The organism is Pseudomonas sp. SWRI92 (assembly GCF_014268685.1).
GTDB lineage: Bacteria > Pseudomonadota > Gammaproteobacteria > Pseudomonadales > Pseudomonadaceae > Aquipseudomonas > Aquipseudomonas marvdashtae.
The window spans coordinates 23,111-39,739 of sequence record NZ_JABWQY010000022.1; the positions used below are offsets into that span (position 1 = coordinate 23,111).

The 16,629-nt window shown below is 60.7% G+C and carries 17 protein-coding genes; 15 read left to right on the plus strand and 2 right to left on the minus strand.

Annotated elements, in window-relative coordinates:
- Positions 1-50 precede the first annotated feature (50 nt).
- Positions 51-1,397: an MATE family efflux transporter gene (locus HU762_RS24460; protein ID WP_186641259.1), complete on the minus strand. Its 1,347-nt coding sequence runs from the start codon at positions 1,395-1,397 to the stop codon at positions 51-53.
- A gap of 400 nt (positions 1,398-1,797) precedes the next feature.
- Here HU762_RS24460 and HU762_RS24465 point away from each other — a divergent pair, with 400 nt between their 5' ends.
- From HU762_RS24465 to HU762_RS24510, 10 genes are all read left to right on the plus strand, one after another.
- Positions 1,798-3,015, plus strand: a complete 1,218-nt coding sequence (locus HU762_RS24465; RefSeq protein WP_186641261.1) for a methyl-accepting chemotaxis protein — start codon at positions 1,798-1,800, stop codon at positions 3,013-3,015.
- A 9-nt stretch (positions 3,016-3,024) separates the two neighbouring features.
- Entirely contained in the window at positions 3,025-3,393 is a 369-nt protein-coding gene (locus HU762_RS24470) for a response regulator (protein ID WP_003203044.1), read from the plus strand.
- Between the two features lie 15 nt (positions 3,394-3,408).
- Positions 3,409-3,693: an STAS domain-containing protein gene (locus HU762_RS24475; protein WP_186641263.1), complete on the plus strand. Its 285-nt coding sequence runs from the start codon at positions 3,409-3,411 to the stop codon at positions 3,691-3,693.
- Positions 3,694-3,732: 39 nt separating this feature from the next.
- The gene (locus tag HU762_RS24480; RefSeq protein ID WP_186641265.1) at positions 3,733-5,832 is read left to right on the plus strand and encodes a chemotaxis protein CheW; all 2,100 of its coding nucleotides are present in this window, start codon (positions 3,733-3,735) and stop codon (positions 5,830-5,832) included.
- 31 nt (positions 5,833-5,863) lie between these two features.
- Positions 5,864-7,522 (plus strand): methyl-accepting chemotaxis protein, encoded by a 1,659-nt coding sequence (locus tag HU762_RS24485; RefSeq protein WP_186641267.1) that lies wholly within the window; start codon positions 5,864-5,866, stop codon positions 7,520-7,522.
- A gap of 39 nt (positions 7,523-7,561) precedes the next feature.
- Complete coding sequence (locus HU762_RS24490) at positions 7,562-8,098, plus strand: chemotaxis protein CheW (protein ID WP_186641269.1); 537 nt, start codon at positions 7,562-7,564, stop codon at positions 8,096-8,098.
- Positions 8,095-8,931, plus strand: coding sequence for a protein-glutamate O-methyltransferase CheR (locus HU762_RS24495; RefSeq protein WP_186641271.1), 837 nt, complete (start codon positions 8,095-8,097; stop codon positions 8,929-8,931). The genes HU762_RS24490 and HU762_RS24495 overlap by 4 nt, the downstream gene beginning before the upstream one ends.
- Positions 8,928-9,425 carry a chemoreceptor glutamine deamidase CheD gene (cheD, locus tag HU762_RS24500; protein WP_186641273.1) on the plus strand — a complete coding sequence of 166 codons (498 nt, stop codon included), beginning with the start codon at positions 8,928-8,930 and terminating at the stop codon, positions 9,423-9,425. Before HU762_RS24495 ends, cheD begins: the two co-directional genes overlap by 4 nt.
- Positions 9,426-9,427: 2 nt before the next feature.
- Complete coding sequence (locus tag HU762_RS24505) at positions 9,428-10,504, plus strand: chemotaxis response regulator protein-glutamate methylesterase (protein WP_186641275.1); 1,077 nt, start codon at positions 9,428-9,430, stop codon at positions 10,502-10,504.
- 348 nt (positions 10,505-10,852) lie between these two features.
- Positions 10,853-11,392 (plus strand): hypothetical protein, encoded by a 540-nt coding sequence (locus HU762_RS24510; RefSeq protein WP_186641277.1) that lies wholly within the window; start codon positions 10,853-10,855, stop codon positions 11,390-11,392.
- A gap of 52 nt (positions 11,393-11,444) precedes the next feature.
- Here HU762_RS24510 and HU762_RS24515 read toward each other — a convergent pair whose 3' ends face one another.
- A complete protein-coding gene (locus HU762_RS24515) occupies positions 11,445-11,657 on the minus strand; it encodes an MbcA/ParS/Xre antitoxin family protein (protein WP_225923582.1) in 213 nt (70 codons plus the stop codon).
- Positions 11,658-12,058: 401 nt separating this feature from the next.
- Between HU762_RS24515 and HU762_RS24520 the strand changes: the two genes are divergently transcribed.
- The 5 genes from HU762_RS24520 (at position 12,059) to HU762_RS24540 (ending at position 16,624) form a co-directional block, all read left to right on the plus strand.
- A complete protein-coding gene (locus tag HU762_RS24520) occupies positions 12,059-12,586 on the plus strand; it encodes a hypothetical protein (protein WP_186614704.1) in 528 nt (175 codons plus the stop codon).
- Positions 12,587-12,651: 65 nt separating this feature from the next.
- Complete coding sequence (locus HU762_RS24525; RefSeq protein WP_186641281.1) at positions 12,652-13,503, plus strand: DUF692 domain-containing protein; 852 nt, start codon at positions 12,652-12,654, stop codon at positions 13,501-13,503.
- Positions 13,496-14,236 (plus strand): putative DNA-binding domain-containing protein, encoded by a 741-nt coding sequence (locus HU762_RS24530; RefSeq protein ID WP_186641283.1) that lies wholly within the window; start codon positions 13,496-13,498, stop codon positions 14,234-14,236. The genes HU762_RS24525 and HU762_RS24530 overlap by 8 nt, the downstream gene beginning before the upstream one ends.
- Before the next feature lie 147 nt (positions 14,237-14,383).
- Entirely contained in the window at positions 14,384-14,656 is a 273-nt protein-coding gene (locus HU762_RS24535) for a hypothetical protein (protein ID WP_186641285.1), read from the plus strand.
- A 354-nt stretch (positions 14,657-15,010) separates the two neighbouring features.
- On the plus strand, positions 15,011-16,624 hold the full coding sequence (locus tag HU762_RS24540; protein WP_186641332.1) for an SEC-C domain-containing protein: 1,614 nt from the start codon (positions 15,011-15,013) through the stop codon (positions 16,622-16,624).
- Positions 16,625-16,629 lie beyond the last annotated feature (5 nt).

The window sequence follows — 16,629 nt, forward strand, 5'->3', positions numbered from 1 at the left end:
ACAAGATCAACGGCGGGCACTGTAACACCCGCTAAACCCGCTCAAGGTATCTAGACCAAACGCTCGATCCGCTGATGCTGCCAGACCCGTTTGTAATACAGCGTCTGCAACAACAGCATGCTCAGGTACGCCACTGGAAACGCCATCCACACCCCTTGCAGGCCGAAGTGCGCGTCCAGCAAGTAGGCCGCTGGCACTTGCACGCCGAGGATGCAAAAAATCGAGATCGCCACCGGTACCAGCACCGTGCCGCTGGCGCGCATGATGCCGCCGATGATTGCCTGGAAGCCGAACACCAACAGGCTCCAGAGCATGATATGCAACAAGTGTTCAGCCTGGACCCGCGCCGCCGGATCGGTGATGAACAGCCCCAGCAGCCAATGGGACATCAGGTACCCGAGCAGCACCAGCCCACCCGTCAGCCAGACATTGATCAACAACCCGGTTCGCAGGATCGGCCCCAGCCGCTCCAGACGCCCGGCGCCAATGGCCTGGGCGCCAAGGATCGAGGCGGTGATGGCAATCGACAGCGCCGGGAACTGCACGTAATTGACGATCTGCGTCACCGCGCCGTAGGCGGCCGTGGCCTGGGAGCCGTGGGAGTTGACCAACGCCAGGATCACCAGCTCCGACAGCGAAATCACCACCATCTGCAGCCCCGTCGGCAAACCGATGCGCAGCACTTTGCCAAGAATCACCCGGTCCAGGCGCATCGCGGCGAACAACGCACGGTCCGGCGCCAGGGCATGCTTGCGGCGGTTCAGGCGCCACACGAGCATGCCCATGGCCGTCGCGGTGCCCACCAACCCGGCCCACGCCGCGCTCTGGATGCCCATCTGCGGCAATCCCAGCCAGCCGCGAATCAGCGCCGGCGTCAGCATCAGTCCGACGCTGGTGGATACCAGTAACGCCAGCAGCGGCGACAGGGTGTCGCTCACACCGCGCAGCAGCTGGGTGAAGAGCACGAATACCAGCAACATCGGCAGGATCCACATCATTACGCGCGCATAGGAAATGGCATCTTCAAGCACATCGTCCGGCGTCCCCAGTCCTTGCAAGGCCTCACGGGCGAAGACACTGCCAAGGACTGCCGCCACCAATCCGATGATCGCCCCCAGCAACAGCGTCGAACCGGCAATCGCTTTCACCGTGCCGGTCTCGCCAGCGCCGTAGGCCTGGCCGATCAATACCCCCGCGCCGGCGCCCAGACCGATCACCAGGGCGATGAAGAAAAACACGATGGGAAACATGCCCGACACCGAGGCCAACGCCTGCGTGCCAAGCATCTGGCCGATGTAGATGCTGTTGAACGTGCCGGACATCGATTGCAGGAAATTGGACAGGACCATGGGGGCCAGGAACAGCAGGTAGGTTTTCCAGAGCGGCTGGGCAGACATGGGGGCTCGTTGGCAGGTTCAGAATCCGATGCGGGGTAATTTAGCTCAATCCTTCCATTCTGTTTCAGAGAATCATCTGGCGGTCACTGTTGTGGCGAGGGGATTTATCCCCGCTGGGCTGCGCAGCAGCCCCCAGGTTCAAGGTATTGCGGCCAGTTGTTCAAGGCAGCCCATTTTTTGGGCCGCTTCGCGCCCCAGCGGGGATAAATCCCCTCGCCACATTGGTACTGCTCCAGCTCATCTGGCTTCTCGACATTTCTCCGCTTTCGTTTATTCTTAGATAGCAATGTGCCATTATTTTTTCCAGAACCGGACGACTGGTACTCAAGACCAAGTCGGCATTGCAGATAACCAGTTATTCGCAAATATCCTCTGGCAACACCTGTTCAAGGACCGAACCATGACGTCGCATTCCCACGACCACTCCCTCGCCCAAACCCCGCCGCGCATCGTCTGGCACGCCGTTATCGTGGCCGTTGCCGCCAGCGTCGGCGTGCTAGCGGTCAATGGCACGAGTGTGCAGAACATCGGTTTGAGCGTCGTACTCCTGGTCCTTGGCGTGGCTGTCGGTGTCTTGGCCGCGCGGTCGCAACGGCTTCAGCTTGACGAGGCAGTCGTCGCCGCCATCGCCCGTCGCGAGCAGGAGGCCGCCGACCATGGCGCCCATAAAGCCACCGCGCAACTCAACGAAGTGATCCTCGGCGCGATGCCGATCTGGGCCAAGCAAGTTGAAAGTTCGCGCCAGCAAACCGAAACCGCGATCGTCTCGCTGACCAGCCGCTTCATTGGCATTTCTTCGCGTCTGGAAGAGACCGTGCAAGCCTCTGAATTGGCCGCCGGCGAGTTGACCGGCAACAGCAGCGGTGGCGCCGTACAAGTCCTGGCGCAGAGCGAAGGCGAATTGGTCAAGGTTATCGACTCGTTGAAAACGACCCAGGCCAGCCGCGATGAAACCCTGACCCAAGTGCGCAACCTGACCGCTTACACCGGCGAGCTGCGGACCATGGCCGCCGATGTCGCGGCGATTGCCGCCCAGACCAACCTGCTGGCCCTCAACGCCGCCATCGAAGCGGCCCGGGCAGGCGAAGCCGGACGCGGTTTTGCCGTGGTGGCCGACGCTGTGCGCGCCCTGTCGAGCAAATCCAGCGAGACCGGCCAACAGATGTCGGCCAAGGTCGACGTGATCAATACCGCCATCACCCAACTGGTACAGGCCGCCTCCAGCGGAGCCGATCAGGACAGTCAGTCCGTGGTTGTGTCCGAAGGCAGCATCCAGCGCGTGCTCGAGCGTTTCAAAAGCGTCACCGGGCGCCTCGCCGACTCGGCCGACATGCTGCAGCGCGAAAGCTTCGGCATTCGGGACGAGCTCACCGAAGTGCTGGTCAACCTGCAATTCCAGGATCGGGTCAGCCAGATCCTCAGCCACGTGCGCGACAACATCGAGGACCTGCATGTGCATATTCAGCAGGCCAGCCAGTCGCCCGAACAGGCCGTATCCATCGACGCCCGGCAATGGCTGGCGCGCATGGAAACCACTTACGCCACTGACGAGCAACGCCGTAATCACCACGGCGGCTCGGCTGCGCAACAAGCTTCACAGGAAATCACCTTCTTCTAGGAGCCCCTCATGGCTAAAAGTGTATTGGTTGTCGACGACTCCGCGAGCGTCCGGCAGGTGGTCGGCATCGCGTTGAAAAGTGCCGGCTACGACGTCATCGAGGCCAGCGATGGCAAGGATGCGCTGGGCAAGCTCAACGGCCAGAAAGTGCACCTGATCATCAGCGACGTGAACATGCCGAACATGGACGGCATCACCTTCGTCAAGGAGGTCAAGAAGCTGGCCAGCTACAAGTTCACGCCGATCATCATGCTTACCACCGAATCCCAGGAATCGAAGAAGCAAGAGGGTCAGGCCGCAGGCGCCAAGGCCTGGGTGGTCAAGCCGTTCCAACCGGCGCAGATGCTGGCGGCGGTCTCCAAGCTGATTCTTCCTTGATGGTCGGAGGCTTCAATGCCGCTGCTGTACGAAATAGACGATGACACTGCGCAGGTGCAGATCGAAGGCGAACTGACGATCTACACCGCCGCCGACCTCGCCGCGCAATGGCTGCCGCGACTGGGGGCAACGCCACGAATGGTGGTGGACCTGTCGCAGGTCACCGAGATGGACGGTGCCGGCTTGCAGCTGCTGCTGATGGTTCAGCGCGAAGCCCCCAAGGCCGGCACCGAACTGACGGTGACCGGCCAAAGCAAAGCTGTCACGGAAACACTCGCCCTGTGCAACCTGGTTGCCTAGAGCCTCCGCAACACGTCGGACACGACAAAGGATATGAGCGTGAGCATCAATCTCGATCAGGCACAACAAACCTTCATCGTCGAGGCCCGGGAACAATTGCAGGCGATGGAAGAGTCGCTGCTGCAACTGGAGAACGACCCCGGCGACGATGACGCCATCGGCGCGATCTTCCGGGCGGCCCATACGATCAAGGGTTCGGCAGGGCTGTTCGGCCTGGAGCCGATCGTCAGCTTCACCCACATCGTCGAAGACGTACTCGATCGCCTGCGCGAAGGCAGCGTCACCGTGGACCCGGGCCTGATCGCGGTGCTGCTCAAATCTGGCGATCATATGCTCGAGCTGATCGACGTGGTTGCCAACCAGGGCTCGACGTTGCAGCCCCCTGCCCTGGCCCGGGAAATCGAATTGTGCCAGATGCTGCAGGAATACCAGGCGCCCACGATCGCAACCGAACCGACGCCGACGCAGCAAGCCGAAACGACCGAGCCCGGCGAAGCGAGCCTCTGGCACATCTCCCTGCGCTTCGGCCCGGAGGTGTTTCGCAATGGCATGGACCCGCTGTCGTTCCTGCGCTATCTGCAAACCCTCGGTGAAATCCTCGATATCACTGCGCTGACTGACGCGATGCCAGCGGTCGAAGCCTGGGATGCCGAGTCGTGCTACCTGGGTTTTGAGATCGAGTTTCGCTCGGCGGCCGGTCATGCCGCGATCAACGAAGTCTTCGATTTCGTCCGCGAAGATTGCCTGATCGAGATCGTTGCCGCGCAAGACATCGAGCCCGAAGCCAACACGGGCCTGGTCGCCAGCGCCCAGGCGCAGGTCGACGAAAGCACCGCGATGGTGACCACGGGCGAGCTGATGCCGGACCAACGCAGCAGCCCACGCATGCCAGCCCAGGTCTCGCCTGACAAACAAGCCGTCACCAGTGACAGCAAAGGCAAAGATGGGACTTATGTAAGAGTCAACGCAGACAAACTCGACGAACTGATCAACCTGGTCGGCGAGCTGGTCATTGCCAGCGCTGGCGCCAGCCTGCTGGCCCGCACCTGCCAGAACGATCCGTTGCAGGAAGCCACCTCGTCGGTCTCCGGGCTGGTGGAAGAAATCCTCGACGGCGCCCTGCGCCTGCGCATGATCCCCATTGGCGAGACCTTCAACCGCTTCCGTCGGGTGGTGCGCGATGTCAGCCAGGAGCTGGGCAAGGACATCGACCTGATCATCAGCGGCGCGGAAACCGAGCTCGACAAGACCGTGGTGGAAAAGATCGGCGACCCGCTCATGCACTTGCTGCGCAACGCGATGGACCACGGTATCGAAACTGCCGAGGCGCGGCGGGCGACCGGCAAACCGGCCAAGGGGCATCTGCACCTCAACGCCTATCACGACTCGGGCAGCATCGTGCTGGAAATCGCCGACGACGGCGCCGGCCTGAACCGCGACCGCATCCTGGAAAAAGCCCAGGAGCGCGGACTGATTGCGCCGGGCGCGAGCCTGTCCGACCAGGAAATCTACAACCTGATTTTCGAGCCCGGCTTCTCCACCGCCCAGGCCGTGACCAACCTGTCCGGACGTGGCGTGGGCATGGACGTGGTCAAGCGCAACATCACCCTGCTGCGCGGCACGGTCGACTTGGACAGCCAGCCCGGCAAGGGCACCGTGGTGCGCATCCGCCTGCCGCTGACCCTGGCGATTATCAATGGTTTTCTGGTCGGCATCGGCCAGTCCACCTATGTGATTCCGCTGGACATGGTCCAAGAATGCATCGAGCTGAGCGAAGACGATGGCCTGGCCAGTCGCGAGCAAGGCTACCTCGACCTGCGCGGCGAAGTGCTGCCGCTGGTGTACCTGCGCGATCACTTCCACCACGAAGGCCCGGCTTCACGTCGGCAGAACGTGGTGGTGGTGCGCTACGCCGATCTCAAGGCCGGGCTGGTGGTGGATGACCTGCTGGGGGAATTCCAGACCGTGATCAAGCCCTTGGGCAAGCTGTTCGGCGCCCTGCGCGGCATCAGCGGCTCGACCATCCTGGGCAGCGGCGCCGTGGCGTTGATCCTCGACGTACCCGCCCTGCTCACCCAGATCGCCCAAACCGAAACTCGCTACACCCCAACTCAATTACAACAAGCCAACGCTCGCTGACGCTTCAACACTCCATGGAGAGGTATTCCCAATGAAATGGTTCTACAACCTTAGAATCGCCACCAAACTGATCACCTCGTTCCTTGTGGTGTTGGCGCTGACCGCCGTCATGGGCGTGTTTTCGATCATTCAGCTGGGCCAGGTGAACGGCACCACCACCGAGATCCGCGAGAACTGGATGCCATCCATGCGCGCGGCCTCGGGCATGCGCTTTTACGCAGCGAGCTTTCGCCTGAAGGAAAACCGCCATATCTCAGCCGATTCCGAGCAGGAACGGCTCACCCTGGAACAGGAAGCTGAAGACGCCAAAAAGGGCTTCGAAACCCGTCTTGGCACTTATGAAAAACTGCTGTCCAGCGGCGAAGATCGCCAACTGTTCGAAACCACGCGCAACGATTGGGCTGCTTACCTGGTGGTCAGCAAGGATCTGTTCGCGCTGTCGCGGCAGAACCAGACCGAGCAAGCCATGGTGCTGCTCAAAGGCGAGTCCAAGCGTCAGTTCGACCTGGTGACGAACGACCTGCAGAAACTGGTCGAGCTCAACGACGCCGGCGCCGGTGCCGCCAGCGAGCACGGCACCATCCTGTATGAAAAAGCGCGCCTGTCGATCATCGCCGTACTGGCTGCCGCCCTGCTGGTGGGCCTGGGTCTGGCGCTGTTCATCTCGCGGATCATTTCCCGCCCGTTGAAGCAGGCCGCCGCCGTTGCCGAGCAACTGGCCGAAGGCAACCTGAACGCGAAAATCGAAGCAGGTTCCAAGGACGAAACCGGCATGGTGCTCAGCGCCATGCAGAACATGGTCGGCAAGCTGTCGCACATCATCGGTGAAGTGCGCAACGCGGCGGACAACCTTGCGAGCGCCTCCGAAGAAGTCAGCGCCACCGCACAATCGATGAGCCAGGCCACCAGCGAACAGGCGGCCAGCGTCGAGGAAACCAGTGCGTCCATCGAGCAGATGAGCGCCAGCATCAACCAGAACACCGAGAACGCCAAGGTGACCGACGGCATGGCCAGCAAGGCCGCCAAGGAAGCCACAGACGGCGGTGAATCGGTGCAGCAGACCGTGGTGGCGATGAAGAAAATTGCCCAGCGCATCAGCATCATTGACGACATCGCCTACCAGACCAACCTGCTGGCGCTCAACGCCGCCATCGAAGCCGCCCGCGCCGGCGAACACGGCAAAGGCTTCGCAGTGGTGGCCGCCGAAGTGCGCAAACTGGCCGAACGCAGCCAGGTCGCCGCCCAGGAAATCGGCGAGCTGTCGTCCAGCAGCGTCGACATGGCCGAGAAGGCCGGGAACCTGCTCAACGAAATGGTCCCGTCCATCAACAAGACCTCGGACCTGGTGCAGGAAATCAGCGCCGCCTCCGAAGAACAGGCCGCTGGCGTGGCGCAGATCAACACGGCCATGACCCAGCTCAACCAGGTGACCCAGCAGAACGCTTCCAGCAGCGAAGAACTGGCCGCCACCGCCGAAGAAATGAGCAGCCAGGCCGAGCAACTGCAACAGGCCATGAGCTTCTTCACCTTGGACACGCCGGCCAAGTCCGCCATGCAAAGCGCCAGGGTCGATAACACGCCGGGGCCATCCAGCCGTAAACCGACGCGGGCACCGACACCGGCGATGCCCAAGGCGTTTGCCTACAACATGGCCAGCGCGCCGGACGAATCGGAATTCACCCGGTTCTGATGGCCCGGTCCCACAGGCTTGCTTAAAGGAGAAAAGGCAATGGGCGCCATCGCGACCACACGTCAAACCGTCAGCGCGGTCGAGGAAGAAGCGCAGTACCTGACGTTCATGCTTGGCACTGAGATGTTCGCCATCGGCATCCTGTGCATCAAGGAAATCATCGAATACGGCAACCTCACCGTGGTGCCGATGATGCCGGCCTTCGTGCGCGGGGTGATCAACCTGCGCGGCGCGGTCGTGCCGGTGGTGGATCTGTCGGCGCGTTTCGGCCGACCGAATTCCGCCATCAGCCGGCGCAGTTGCGTGGTGATCATCGAGGCCGCCAGCGCCGACGGACAGGCCCAGGACATCGGCCTGTTGGTGGACACTGTGTCGGCGGTGCTGGAAATCCCGGCTTCGCAGATCGAGCCGCCACCGAGTTTCGGCGCGAAGATCCGCGCCGACTTCATCAGCGGCATGGCCAAGGTCGATGGCAAGTTCGTCATCGTGCTGGAGGTAGACCGGGTGCTGTCCATCGACGAGATGTCCGAACTCGCCCAAACCAGCCCCGCCGCGCTGGAAGCGCCTGCCTCATGAGCACAGCCACTTGCAAGGAACGCACGGTGAATTCAATGGCGCTCAGCGACCGGGAGTTCGGCCAGTTCCAATCCTGGCTGTACCAGGCCGCCGGCATCAACCTGTCACCGGCCAAGAAAGCCCTGGTGGCCGGGCGGCTGTTCAAGCGCCTCAAGCACTATGAGCTCGACAGCTACGGTGAGTACTTCGCGCTGATCATGAACGGCCAGCGCGCCGATGAACTGCAGGTGGCCCTGGACCTGCTTACCACCAACGAAACCTATTTTTTCCGCGAACCCAAGCACTTCGATTTCCTCCGCGACCAAGTGCTGCCCCATGCGACGCCGGGCAAGACCTTTCGCCTGTGGAGTGCGGCCAGTTCATCTGGCGAGGAACCCTACAGCCTCGCCATGACCCTGGCCGAAAGCCTGGGCACCACGCCCTGGGAAGTCATCGGCTCGGACATCAGCACCCAAGTGCTGGCCAAGGCCCGTTCCGGGCACTATCCGATGGAGCGCGCCCGCAACCTGCCCCATCCATTGCTGGTGAAATACTGCCTCAAGGGCACCGGCCGCCAGCAAGGCACGATGCTCATCGACCGGGCGCTGCGCAACCGGGTCAACTTCATCCAGGTCAACCTCAACGACACCTTGCCGGAGCTGGGGGAGTTCGACGTGATTTTCCTGCGCAATGTGATGATCTATTTCGACCAGCCAACCAAAAGCAAAGTGGTCGCCCGGCTGATTCCTCGGCTCAAGTCCGGCGGGTATTTCATCGTCAGCCATTCGGAAAGCCTCAACGGCGTGTCCGATGCGTTGAAGCTGGTCGCCCCTTCGATTTATCGCAAGCCATGAGCGCCGTGATGAAGGAGGTGGCCGAGGTCTATCTCGGGCCGGGTGAGTTTCGCTTCGCGACCTGCCCGACCCGGCTGCGCACGATTCTCGGATCCTGCGTGGCAATTACCCTCTGGCACCCACAGCGCAAGATTGGCGGGATGTGCCACTTCATGTTGCCCAGCCGGGTGCGTTGCTCCACGGCGCTGAACGGGATGTACGCCGACGAAGCCATCGAATTGTTCATTCGCCAGGCACGGGCCCATCACACCAAGCCCGAGGAATATCAGCTCAAGCTGTTCGGCGGCGGCGAGATGTTCCCTGAGCTGCAACGCCACGTGGCATTCGGCGACGTGGCGCGGTCGAACGTCAACGCGGCGCTGGAAATGGCTGCGCTGTATCGCCTGGACCTGATCGCCCACGACATGGGCAGCACCGGTCATCGCAGCATCATTTTCGACCTCTGCACGGGCGACGTCTGGGTCAGGCACCAACCGATAAGGACCCTGCATTAACCATGTCAGGCAAAAAGATAAATGTATTGCTGGTGGATGATTCCGCCGTGGTCCGCCAGGTATTGCTGGCGATCCTCAGCGACACGCCGGACATCACCGTCATCGGCGCGGCCTCCGACCCGATCTTCGCCATGGATAAACTGGCGAAGGAATGGCCCGACGTGATTGTGCTGGACGTGGAAATGCCGCGCATGGACGGCATCACCTTCCTGAAGAAAATCATGAGCGAGCGGCCCACGCCGGTGGTGATCTGCTCATCATTGACGCCCAAGGGCGCGGAAACCACGTTGCAAGCCATGGCCGCGGGCGCGGTGGAAATCATCACCAAGCCCACCAGCGGCCTGAAGAACTTCTTGTTGGAGTCGGCGCCGGAACTGGTGTCCGCCATCCGCGCCGCCGCCCAGGTCAACGTCCGTAACCTGGGCAAGCGCCCTGCACCGGCCCCGCTGACACCGGCGACCAAACTCACCGCCGACGCCATGCTGCCCGCCGCCAACGGCCACGCCATGGCCCAGACCACCGAACGCATCGTCGCCATGGGCACCTCCACCGGCGGCACCCAGGCGCTGGAAGCGGTGTTGACCGCCCTGCCCCGCGTGTGCCCTGGCATCGTCATCGTCCAGCACATGCCGGAGAAATTCACCGCGTCGTTCGCCGCCCGGCTCAACAGCCTGTGCCAGATCGAAGTGCGCGAAGCGAAAAACAACGACCGCATCCACCCGGGCCTGGCCCTCATCGCCCCCGGCGGCAAGCACATGATGGTGACCCGCAGCGGCGCGTTCTACCACGTGCAAGTGGTGGACGGCCCGCTGGTCAACCGCCATCGCCCTTCGGTGGACGTGCTGTTTCGCTCGGTGGCCAAGTTCGCCGGCCGCAACGCCACCGGCATCATCATGACCGGCATGGGCGACGACGGCGCCCGCGGCCTCAAGGAAATGCTCGACGCCGGCAGCGCTACCGTGGCCCAGGACGAAGCCAGCTGCGTGGTGTTCGGCATGCCCAAGGAAGCCATCAAGCTCAACGCCGCACAGCGGGTGATGCCTTTGCAGGAGATTGCGCAGGTGATATTGCATCGCTGATCGACGCCTGACCCGTGGCGAGGGAGCTTGCTCACTCGCCACAAAAGCTCTTCTACACTGGCGAAATCGTCGCCAGCACACCGATCAGCAACGTCAACGCCAGGAAACCACCCAAAAATATCGCCATCTTCGCCATGAGCTTTCTCCCAATAGAGTCATTGCGCCGTGACCGAATTGTGGAGCGGGAACTGATACCGTTACAGATGCACCTGCCGCCAAAAAATGCGGATCAGCGCATAAACCCAATGACCCGGGAAACCAGGAATGGACAAGTACGCCATGATCCCCGCTATCATGCCGCACGCCCATCCGAGGGGCGTGTTGCAAGCCACCCTAAAGGACTCAGGTATGACCCTTCTGCCGTCACGCGCCACCCTCTTCTTCTCCGGTATTTTGCTCAGTTCCGTATGCCTGGCCGAAGGCGAGCCGGCAGAAAGCGTTATCAAGGACTCGACCAAATCCGCGGTCTCGTCATTCATCACCGCCGGCAAGAACCTCTTGGGCGGCGTCAGCGAAGGCGTGCTCGATGGTCGCGAATCAGTCCAGGGCACCGACGGCGCAGCGATCATCTCCTCCGACGAGCAGATGAAAGATCGCATCAATGTTGAAGTGCTGAAGCTGGAGCCCAGCGATGAAAACGTCACCATCACCCTCGGTTTCAAGAACAGCACCGACACCCAACTGCGCCTGATCAACCTCGGGCAAACCGGTGCGCTGCTGGCCATCGACCAAGCCGGTTACGCCAACCGACTCACCGGGCTGGACAACGCTGACGAAGTCACCGTCCCACCGAAGACCGCCGTGCGACAGAAGTTCGTGTTTGAAGGCATGAACGAGGCGATCAGTTCCGTGCGTGTTTGGGGGAAGGATTATTCGGTGAAAAAGTAGTCCGGTTTACGACGATCGCGCAGAGCAACCATTGCGCCTTCAGGGCAAGGGATCATTGATAAACCCCCTGCCCGATGCGGCTCAGGTAGCCCATCACCGACTCAAAGCCCAGCGAGTTTTTGGTCAGTTCCAAGGGCTCCTGACCGTTCAAGTACTTACAGGGTTTGTTCAGCCAGTCTTCGGCCAATGATTGGCTGCCAAATACCTCAATGGCATGTTCCAAGGCTCGGGCGTATTGAGTCTTCGCATCCTGGCTCTCAGGCATTGATCTGTCCTCACAAATGAGATCACGCCGAATCGTAAGTGCAGTACTTCCGAAGGCCAACCCTAAAAACTCGTCGGAGATTTCGTCCATCTACCGAAAATGCTGCCATCTTCCGTAGGACGCACACCACCGGTGGCGAGGGAGCTTGCTCCCGCTGGGCTGCGCAGCAGCCCCCTTGAACCCTCTGTATCCACGACACAGAGCAATACAAACACCCCGCTAAATGACATATCCCAGATACACGGCAAGGGCCAAATGGCCCCGTCCGAACAGGCCTGTCCCGCTTGCTTCGTCCCGACGCGCTCAACGCATCGCCGGGCCGCAAGCAGCGTGACAACCGCCACGGCACGCCCCGCGCAACGTTGCCTTGGGGCACACCCCTTCTTATCTGGAGAACTGTCATGACCCGTACAAAAAACTCGAACGCCGCTCGCTTCGCCCTTGCCGCACTCGCCCTGTCCGGCGGCTTGAGCCTGGCCCAATCCGCCTTCGCGGTGGACGCCCTGCCCCAGGGTTATCAGCTGGCTTCGGCGGAAAAAACCTCCGAAGGCAAATGCGGTGAAGGTAAATGCGGCGCTGCCGAATCGGGCAAAAAAGTCACCGACGCGGAAGGCAAGTGCGGCGAAGGCAAATGCGGCGCCGACGAATCCGGCAAAAAAGTCACCGCGGCGGAAGGCAAGTGCGGTGAAGGCAAATGCGGCGATGCGTCCTTTGCCCGTACCGACACCGACGACGATGCGCGCGTGTCGCTGAAAGAATTCCTCACCGTCGCGCCGACCCAGCAAGCCGAGTTCGAGAAGATGGACACCAACCATGACGGCTACCTGTCCGAGGCGGAAACCTACAAATACCGGACTGGCCAATACACCGCCAACGGCAAGAAAGTGCCCACCGAGCTGTTCATCCACATGAGCAAAGCCAAGGAGTAAATCCTTCGCTCCCGCCCTCCCGGTGGATCACACCGGGAGGCTTTGGTTATCCCTGGAGAACAGCGATGAGCACTTTCACCTCACCCAACGGCGCCGGGCTCGGTCTACGCCGAGCCATGCTTGGCGATCTGCTGGAAATGCCTCCGGGGGCCGTGGACTTCCTCGAATGCGCCCCGGACAACTGGATCGGCGTCGGCGGCGTCTACGCCGAGCAACTGGACCAACTGGCCGCACGGCACCCCATCACCTGCCACGGCCTGTCGCTGTCCCTCGGCGGCCCGCAACCACTTGACCTCGACCTGCTGCGCGGCACCCGGCGTTTTCTCGATCGCTACGCCGTGGCGATCTACAGCGAGCACCTGAGCTACTGTTCCGACAGCGGCCACCTCTACGACCTCCTGCCGATCCCTTTCACCGAAGAAGCCATCCACCACGTCGCCGCCCGCATACGCCTGGCCCAGGACATACTCGGCCAACGCATCGCCGTGGAAAACATCTCGTATTACGCCGCGCCCTTCCAGGCCATGAGCGAAATCGACTTCCTCACCGCCGTACTCGAAGAAGCCGACTGCGACCTGCTGCTGGACGTCAACAACCTCTACGTCAATGCGATCAATCACCGTTACGACGCCCAGAAATTCCTCGCCGCCCTCCCCGCGCAACGCGTCAGCTACTTGCACGTCGCCGGTCATTACGACGAAGCCGACGACCTGAAGATCGACACCCACGGCGCGGCGGTCAAGCAAGACGTCTGGAGCCTCCTGTACCAGACCTACCAACGATTCGGACCCGTGCCGACACTGTTGGAACGCGACTTCAACTTCCCGCCCTTGTCGGAATTGCTCGCCGAAGTCGAGCAGATCAAACAGCTGCAACAACTCGGCTGCCCGGCCACACCGGAGGCCCGCCATGCCTGAACAACTGCTCGAACAACTCAACTGCATGGCCAATTACGTCCGCAACCCCCATAACCCGCCCCCGCCAGGGCTCGAAGCCCGACGCCTGGCCATCTACCGCCGATTATTCATCGGCAACATCGAATCACTGCTGGCGGCCAGCTTCCCGGTCATCCACCGAACCCTGCCGCGCGCCGACTGGCAACGGTTGGTCCACGACTTCTACGCCAACCACCGCAGCCAGACGCCCCTGTTCACACAGCTCGCCGGCGAATTCGTCACCTACCTGGAACAACACCCGGACCTGCACGACGTCCCCGCGTGGCTGCCCGAACTTGCGCAACACGAATGGAGCGAAAGCGCCCTGCTGCTGAGCGACGCGGTGGAGCCGTCCCACAATCCCCACGGCGATTTGATCGACGGCGTGCCCGTGGTGTCCGGATTGGCTTGGGTGCAGGCGTATGAATGGCCGGTGTGCGACATCGGGCCGGATTACCAGCCCACCGAAAAACCTGCGGCTCCGACGTTGGTCCTGCTCCAGCGGCGCGCCGGGCGAGTGACGTTTTCGCGCCTTGCGCCGATGGCTTATGCGTTGTTGGTTTCGCTGATAGAGAACCGACGCAGCGGACGGGAGCATCTGGTGGCGCTGGCTGATGCAGCTGGGGTGACGGTGCGGGAGTTGATGCCGATGGGGGTGGCGGCGCTTGAGGGGTTCAAGGTGCAGGGGATTGTGTTGGGGACGCGTTGGGGGTGAGTTGTGACGATTCCTACGCGACTCTCGGAAATGGTCACCTGTTCGGGGGGAGTGCTTGAACCTATAGTCAATCCCGTCGCCGCGAATGGCGACCGGGTTTGGCGACCTGGGTATCGGTCAGTCCATTAACCTGATCGGAGCAAGACCATGAAAAGATACATCCCCATCACCGGTATCGACTGCGAACCGGCTTCCCTGCTGATTGACAGTCAGGCACCGCTTGATGTGCTGCATGCGACGGCTGATTACCGTATTCGGGTGGTGACCCAGGTTCTGGAAAATATTGCGTTTCGTGCTGAGATTGGAAGCGATACGGTGGTGCTTTCGGATTTCGCGCAGCTGTTGGTGATTCCCTTACGGGATGGGTGTGATTTGTTGGAGGTGATTGGGCGGCGGCTTCAGGAGCAGGTTGAGGCTTGATGGGGGAACGGGCGTTTGCAGGCGCCCGTTTTTAGGGGCTCAGATGGGCGTTTTGGAATGGCGTGCCTGGATGTTTTATGCGCTTGGTGCTTCGGGCATTTTGGAGAGTACTGAACGGCAGCGATCGGCCAGCAGCAAACATCCTGCTTTGGGCGCTTTCGGCTAGGAGCGTTAATTCTAAACGACTGCTTTGGGGCGCCTCAGTACCAGCTATGATGTCTTTATCCGGCATTGTGGAACGGTACATACATGGCCCCAGCCGTCCTGGCGAAAGGTGCAAGCTTCGACACCTGTTGATGACAGCTCGCTGCAAGCTGCCATTTCGTGGCGCTCAATTTCACTTCCAGGAAATTTATGCGGATATGCAACAAGCCTGGTCGAAATGATCCTTGCCCTTGCGGTAGCGGCCGCAAGTTCAAAAAATGTCATGGGTCCATCGACAGTCTCGACATAGTGCGAAAGCTGAATGGACCGCGCATGCACCAAGAGATGCAGATGACACTCGCTCATCATGAAGCCCAAGAGTTTCAGAGGCGTGAGCAACAGGGCCTCGGTAGGCCGATCATTTCCACGGAGTTCCATGATCACAGAGTCATAGCCGTCGGTCAGACGATGCATTTCTCACAGATGTGGAAAACGTTTCACGACTTCCTGAACGACTATCCGAAGATCGTCTTGGGCAGAGAATGGTGGACGTCAGAGGGAAGCAAGCCTCCAGAAGAGCAACATCGCATTCTCACTTGGGCGGTCCGCAGCCATGAGCACTCGAAGGCTCATTTGGAACAGATGGGGCCAGGTGTTGCTCAGCCGATGACGGGGGCCATTGGTGTCTATATGCGCTTCGCATATGACCTTTACAGCTTGAAGCATGCCATCGAGGTTCAGAAGCTGCTTATCGACCGAATCAAATGCCCCGAGAACTTCCCCGGCGCGTTGTATGAGGTGCGGGTCGCCGCCGCCCTACTTCGGGCAGGCTTCAGCCTGCAGCACCAAGATGAAACTGATAGACGTACTACTCACGTTGAGTTCATCGCTACGGATACTAAGTCCGGTGCGATCTACGCTGTTGAGGCCAAGCGACGAGAAGGCACGCGGATGAAAATCAACAGGCAAATGAATCGCGCCTTGAGCAAAAAATCGGATCATCCTCGCGTTGTTTTCATTGACACAAACGACGGACGCCTGGAACTGGGCAGGGACAAGCCCAATCCAGTAGCGCTTGTGGAGGCTGAAAACCTCTTAAAGCTATATGAGCGAGACCCAACTGGGCAAAAACTACCGCAGGCATATGTCATAGTCACCTACGATCCAGAGGAGCATCACCTTGATGCCATTGATCTGCCTTCCGGAGTGCTGCTATGGGGCTTTCACCTCGAAGATCTTCACCCCGGGCTGAAAAACCTGCTTCAACAGGTCAAAATTAGGCGCAGGCATGCGCCAGTCTTTGCGCTACTGGAGTCCATGCAGAAGCACCGGCGCATTCCCGCTACGTTCGATGGAGAGGCCGAGGCGTTCTCAGGTGGAACTCCCAAGGCACGGCTACAGGTTGGTCAGCGGATGGAAGTGCCAGGACCTAACGGAGCGCAGATCGAGGCGACGCTAGAGAATTGCGTTGTCATGCATAAGTTGGGAGAGGCATTGTGTGTCGTTTGCAGCGACGATCAACAACGCTTCATAGTCAAGATTCCGTTGACGGATGATGAACTAAAGGCCCACGCCCAGCACCCTAAGACTTTCTTCGGCGTTATTGATAGGAATGCTGGGCGCTCATCTCCTAAGACTGGCTTGGACTGGTTCGACTTCTTCTGGGAAACATACTCGAGCAGCACAAAAGAGAAACTGATCGAGTTCATGGGCCATGCGTCTGGCGTTGAACGATTGAAGGAGATGACCCAAGAGGACCTGGCCGACGAATATTGCGCTCGAATGGCAAACGCAATGATGAAATCCCAAATGGGAAAGATGTGATCCAT

Excerpts from the sequence above, each read along its gene's own strand:
- HU762_RS24495 (WP_186641271.1), top strand. The coding sequence starts at position 8,095 with ATGAGCACAGCCACTTGCAAGGAACGCACGGTGAATTCAATGGCGCTC.
- HU762_RS24515 (WP_225923582.1), bottom strand. The coding sequence starts at position 11,657 with ATGCCTGAGAGCCAGGATGCGAAGACTCAATACGCCCGAGCCTTGGAA.
- HU762_RS24505 (WP_186641275.1), top strand. The coding sequence starts at position 9,428 with ATGTCAGGCAAAAAGATAAATGTATTGCTGGTGGATGATTCCGCCGTG.
- HU762_RS24540 (WP_186641332.1), top strand. The coding sequence starts at position 15,011 with ATGCGGATATGCAACAAGCCTGGTCGAAATGATCCTTGCCCTTGCGGT.
- HU762_RS24475 (WP_186641263.1), top strand. The coding sequence starts at position 3,409 with ATGCCGCTGCTGTACGAAATAGACGATGACACTGCGCAGGTGCAGATC.
- HU762_RS24535 (WP_186641285.1), top strand. The coding sequence starts at position 14,384 with ATGAAAAGATACATCCCCATCACCGGTATCGACTGCGAACCGGCTTCC.
- HU762_RS24465 (WP_186641261.1), top strand. The coding sequence starts at position 1,798 with ATGACGTCGCATTCCCACGACCACTCCCTCGCCCAAACCCCGCCGCGC.
- HU762_RS24470 (WP_003203044.1), top strand. The coding sequence starts at position 3,025 with ATGGCTAAAAGTGTATTGGTTGTCGACGACTCCGCGAGCGTCCGGCAG.
- HU762_RS24460 (WP_186641259.1), bottom strand. The coding sequence starts at position 1,397 with ATGTCTGCCCAGCCGCTCTGGAAAACCTACCTGCTGTTCCTGGCCCCC.
- HU762_RS24520 (WP_186614704.1), top strand. The coding sequence starts at position 12,059 with ATGACCCGTACAAAAAACTCGAACGCCGCTCGCTTCGCCCTTGCCGCA.
- cheD (WP_186641273.1), top strand. The coding sequence starts at position 8,928 with ATGAGCGCCGTGATGAAGGAGGTGGCCGAGGTCTATCTCGGGCCGGGT.
- HU762_RS24490 (WP_186641269.1), top strand. The coding sequence starts at position 7,562 with ATGGGCGCCATCGCGACCACACGTCAAACCGTCAGCGCGGTCGAGGAA.
- HU762_RS24485 (WP_186641267.1), top strand. The coding sequence starts at position 5,864 with ATGAAATGGTTCTACAACCTTAGAATCGCCACCAAACTGATCACCTCG.
- HU762_RS24530 (WP_186641283.1), top strand. The coding sequence starts at position 13,496 with ATGCCTGAACAACTGCTCGAACAACTCAACTGCATGGCCAATTACGTC.
- HU762_RS24510 (WP_186641277.1), top strand. The coding sequence starts at position 10,853 with ATGACCCTTCTGCCGTCACGCGCCACCCTCTTCTTCTCCGGTATTTTG.
- HU762_RS24525 (WP_186641281.1), top strand. The coding sequence starts at position 12,652 with ATGAGCACTTTCACCTCACCCAACGGCGCCGGGCTCGGTCTACGCCGA.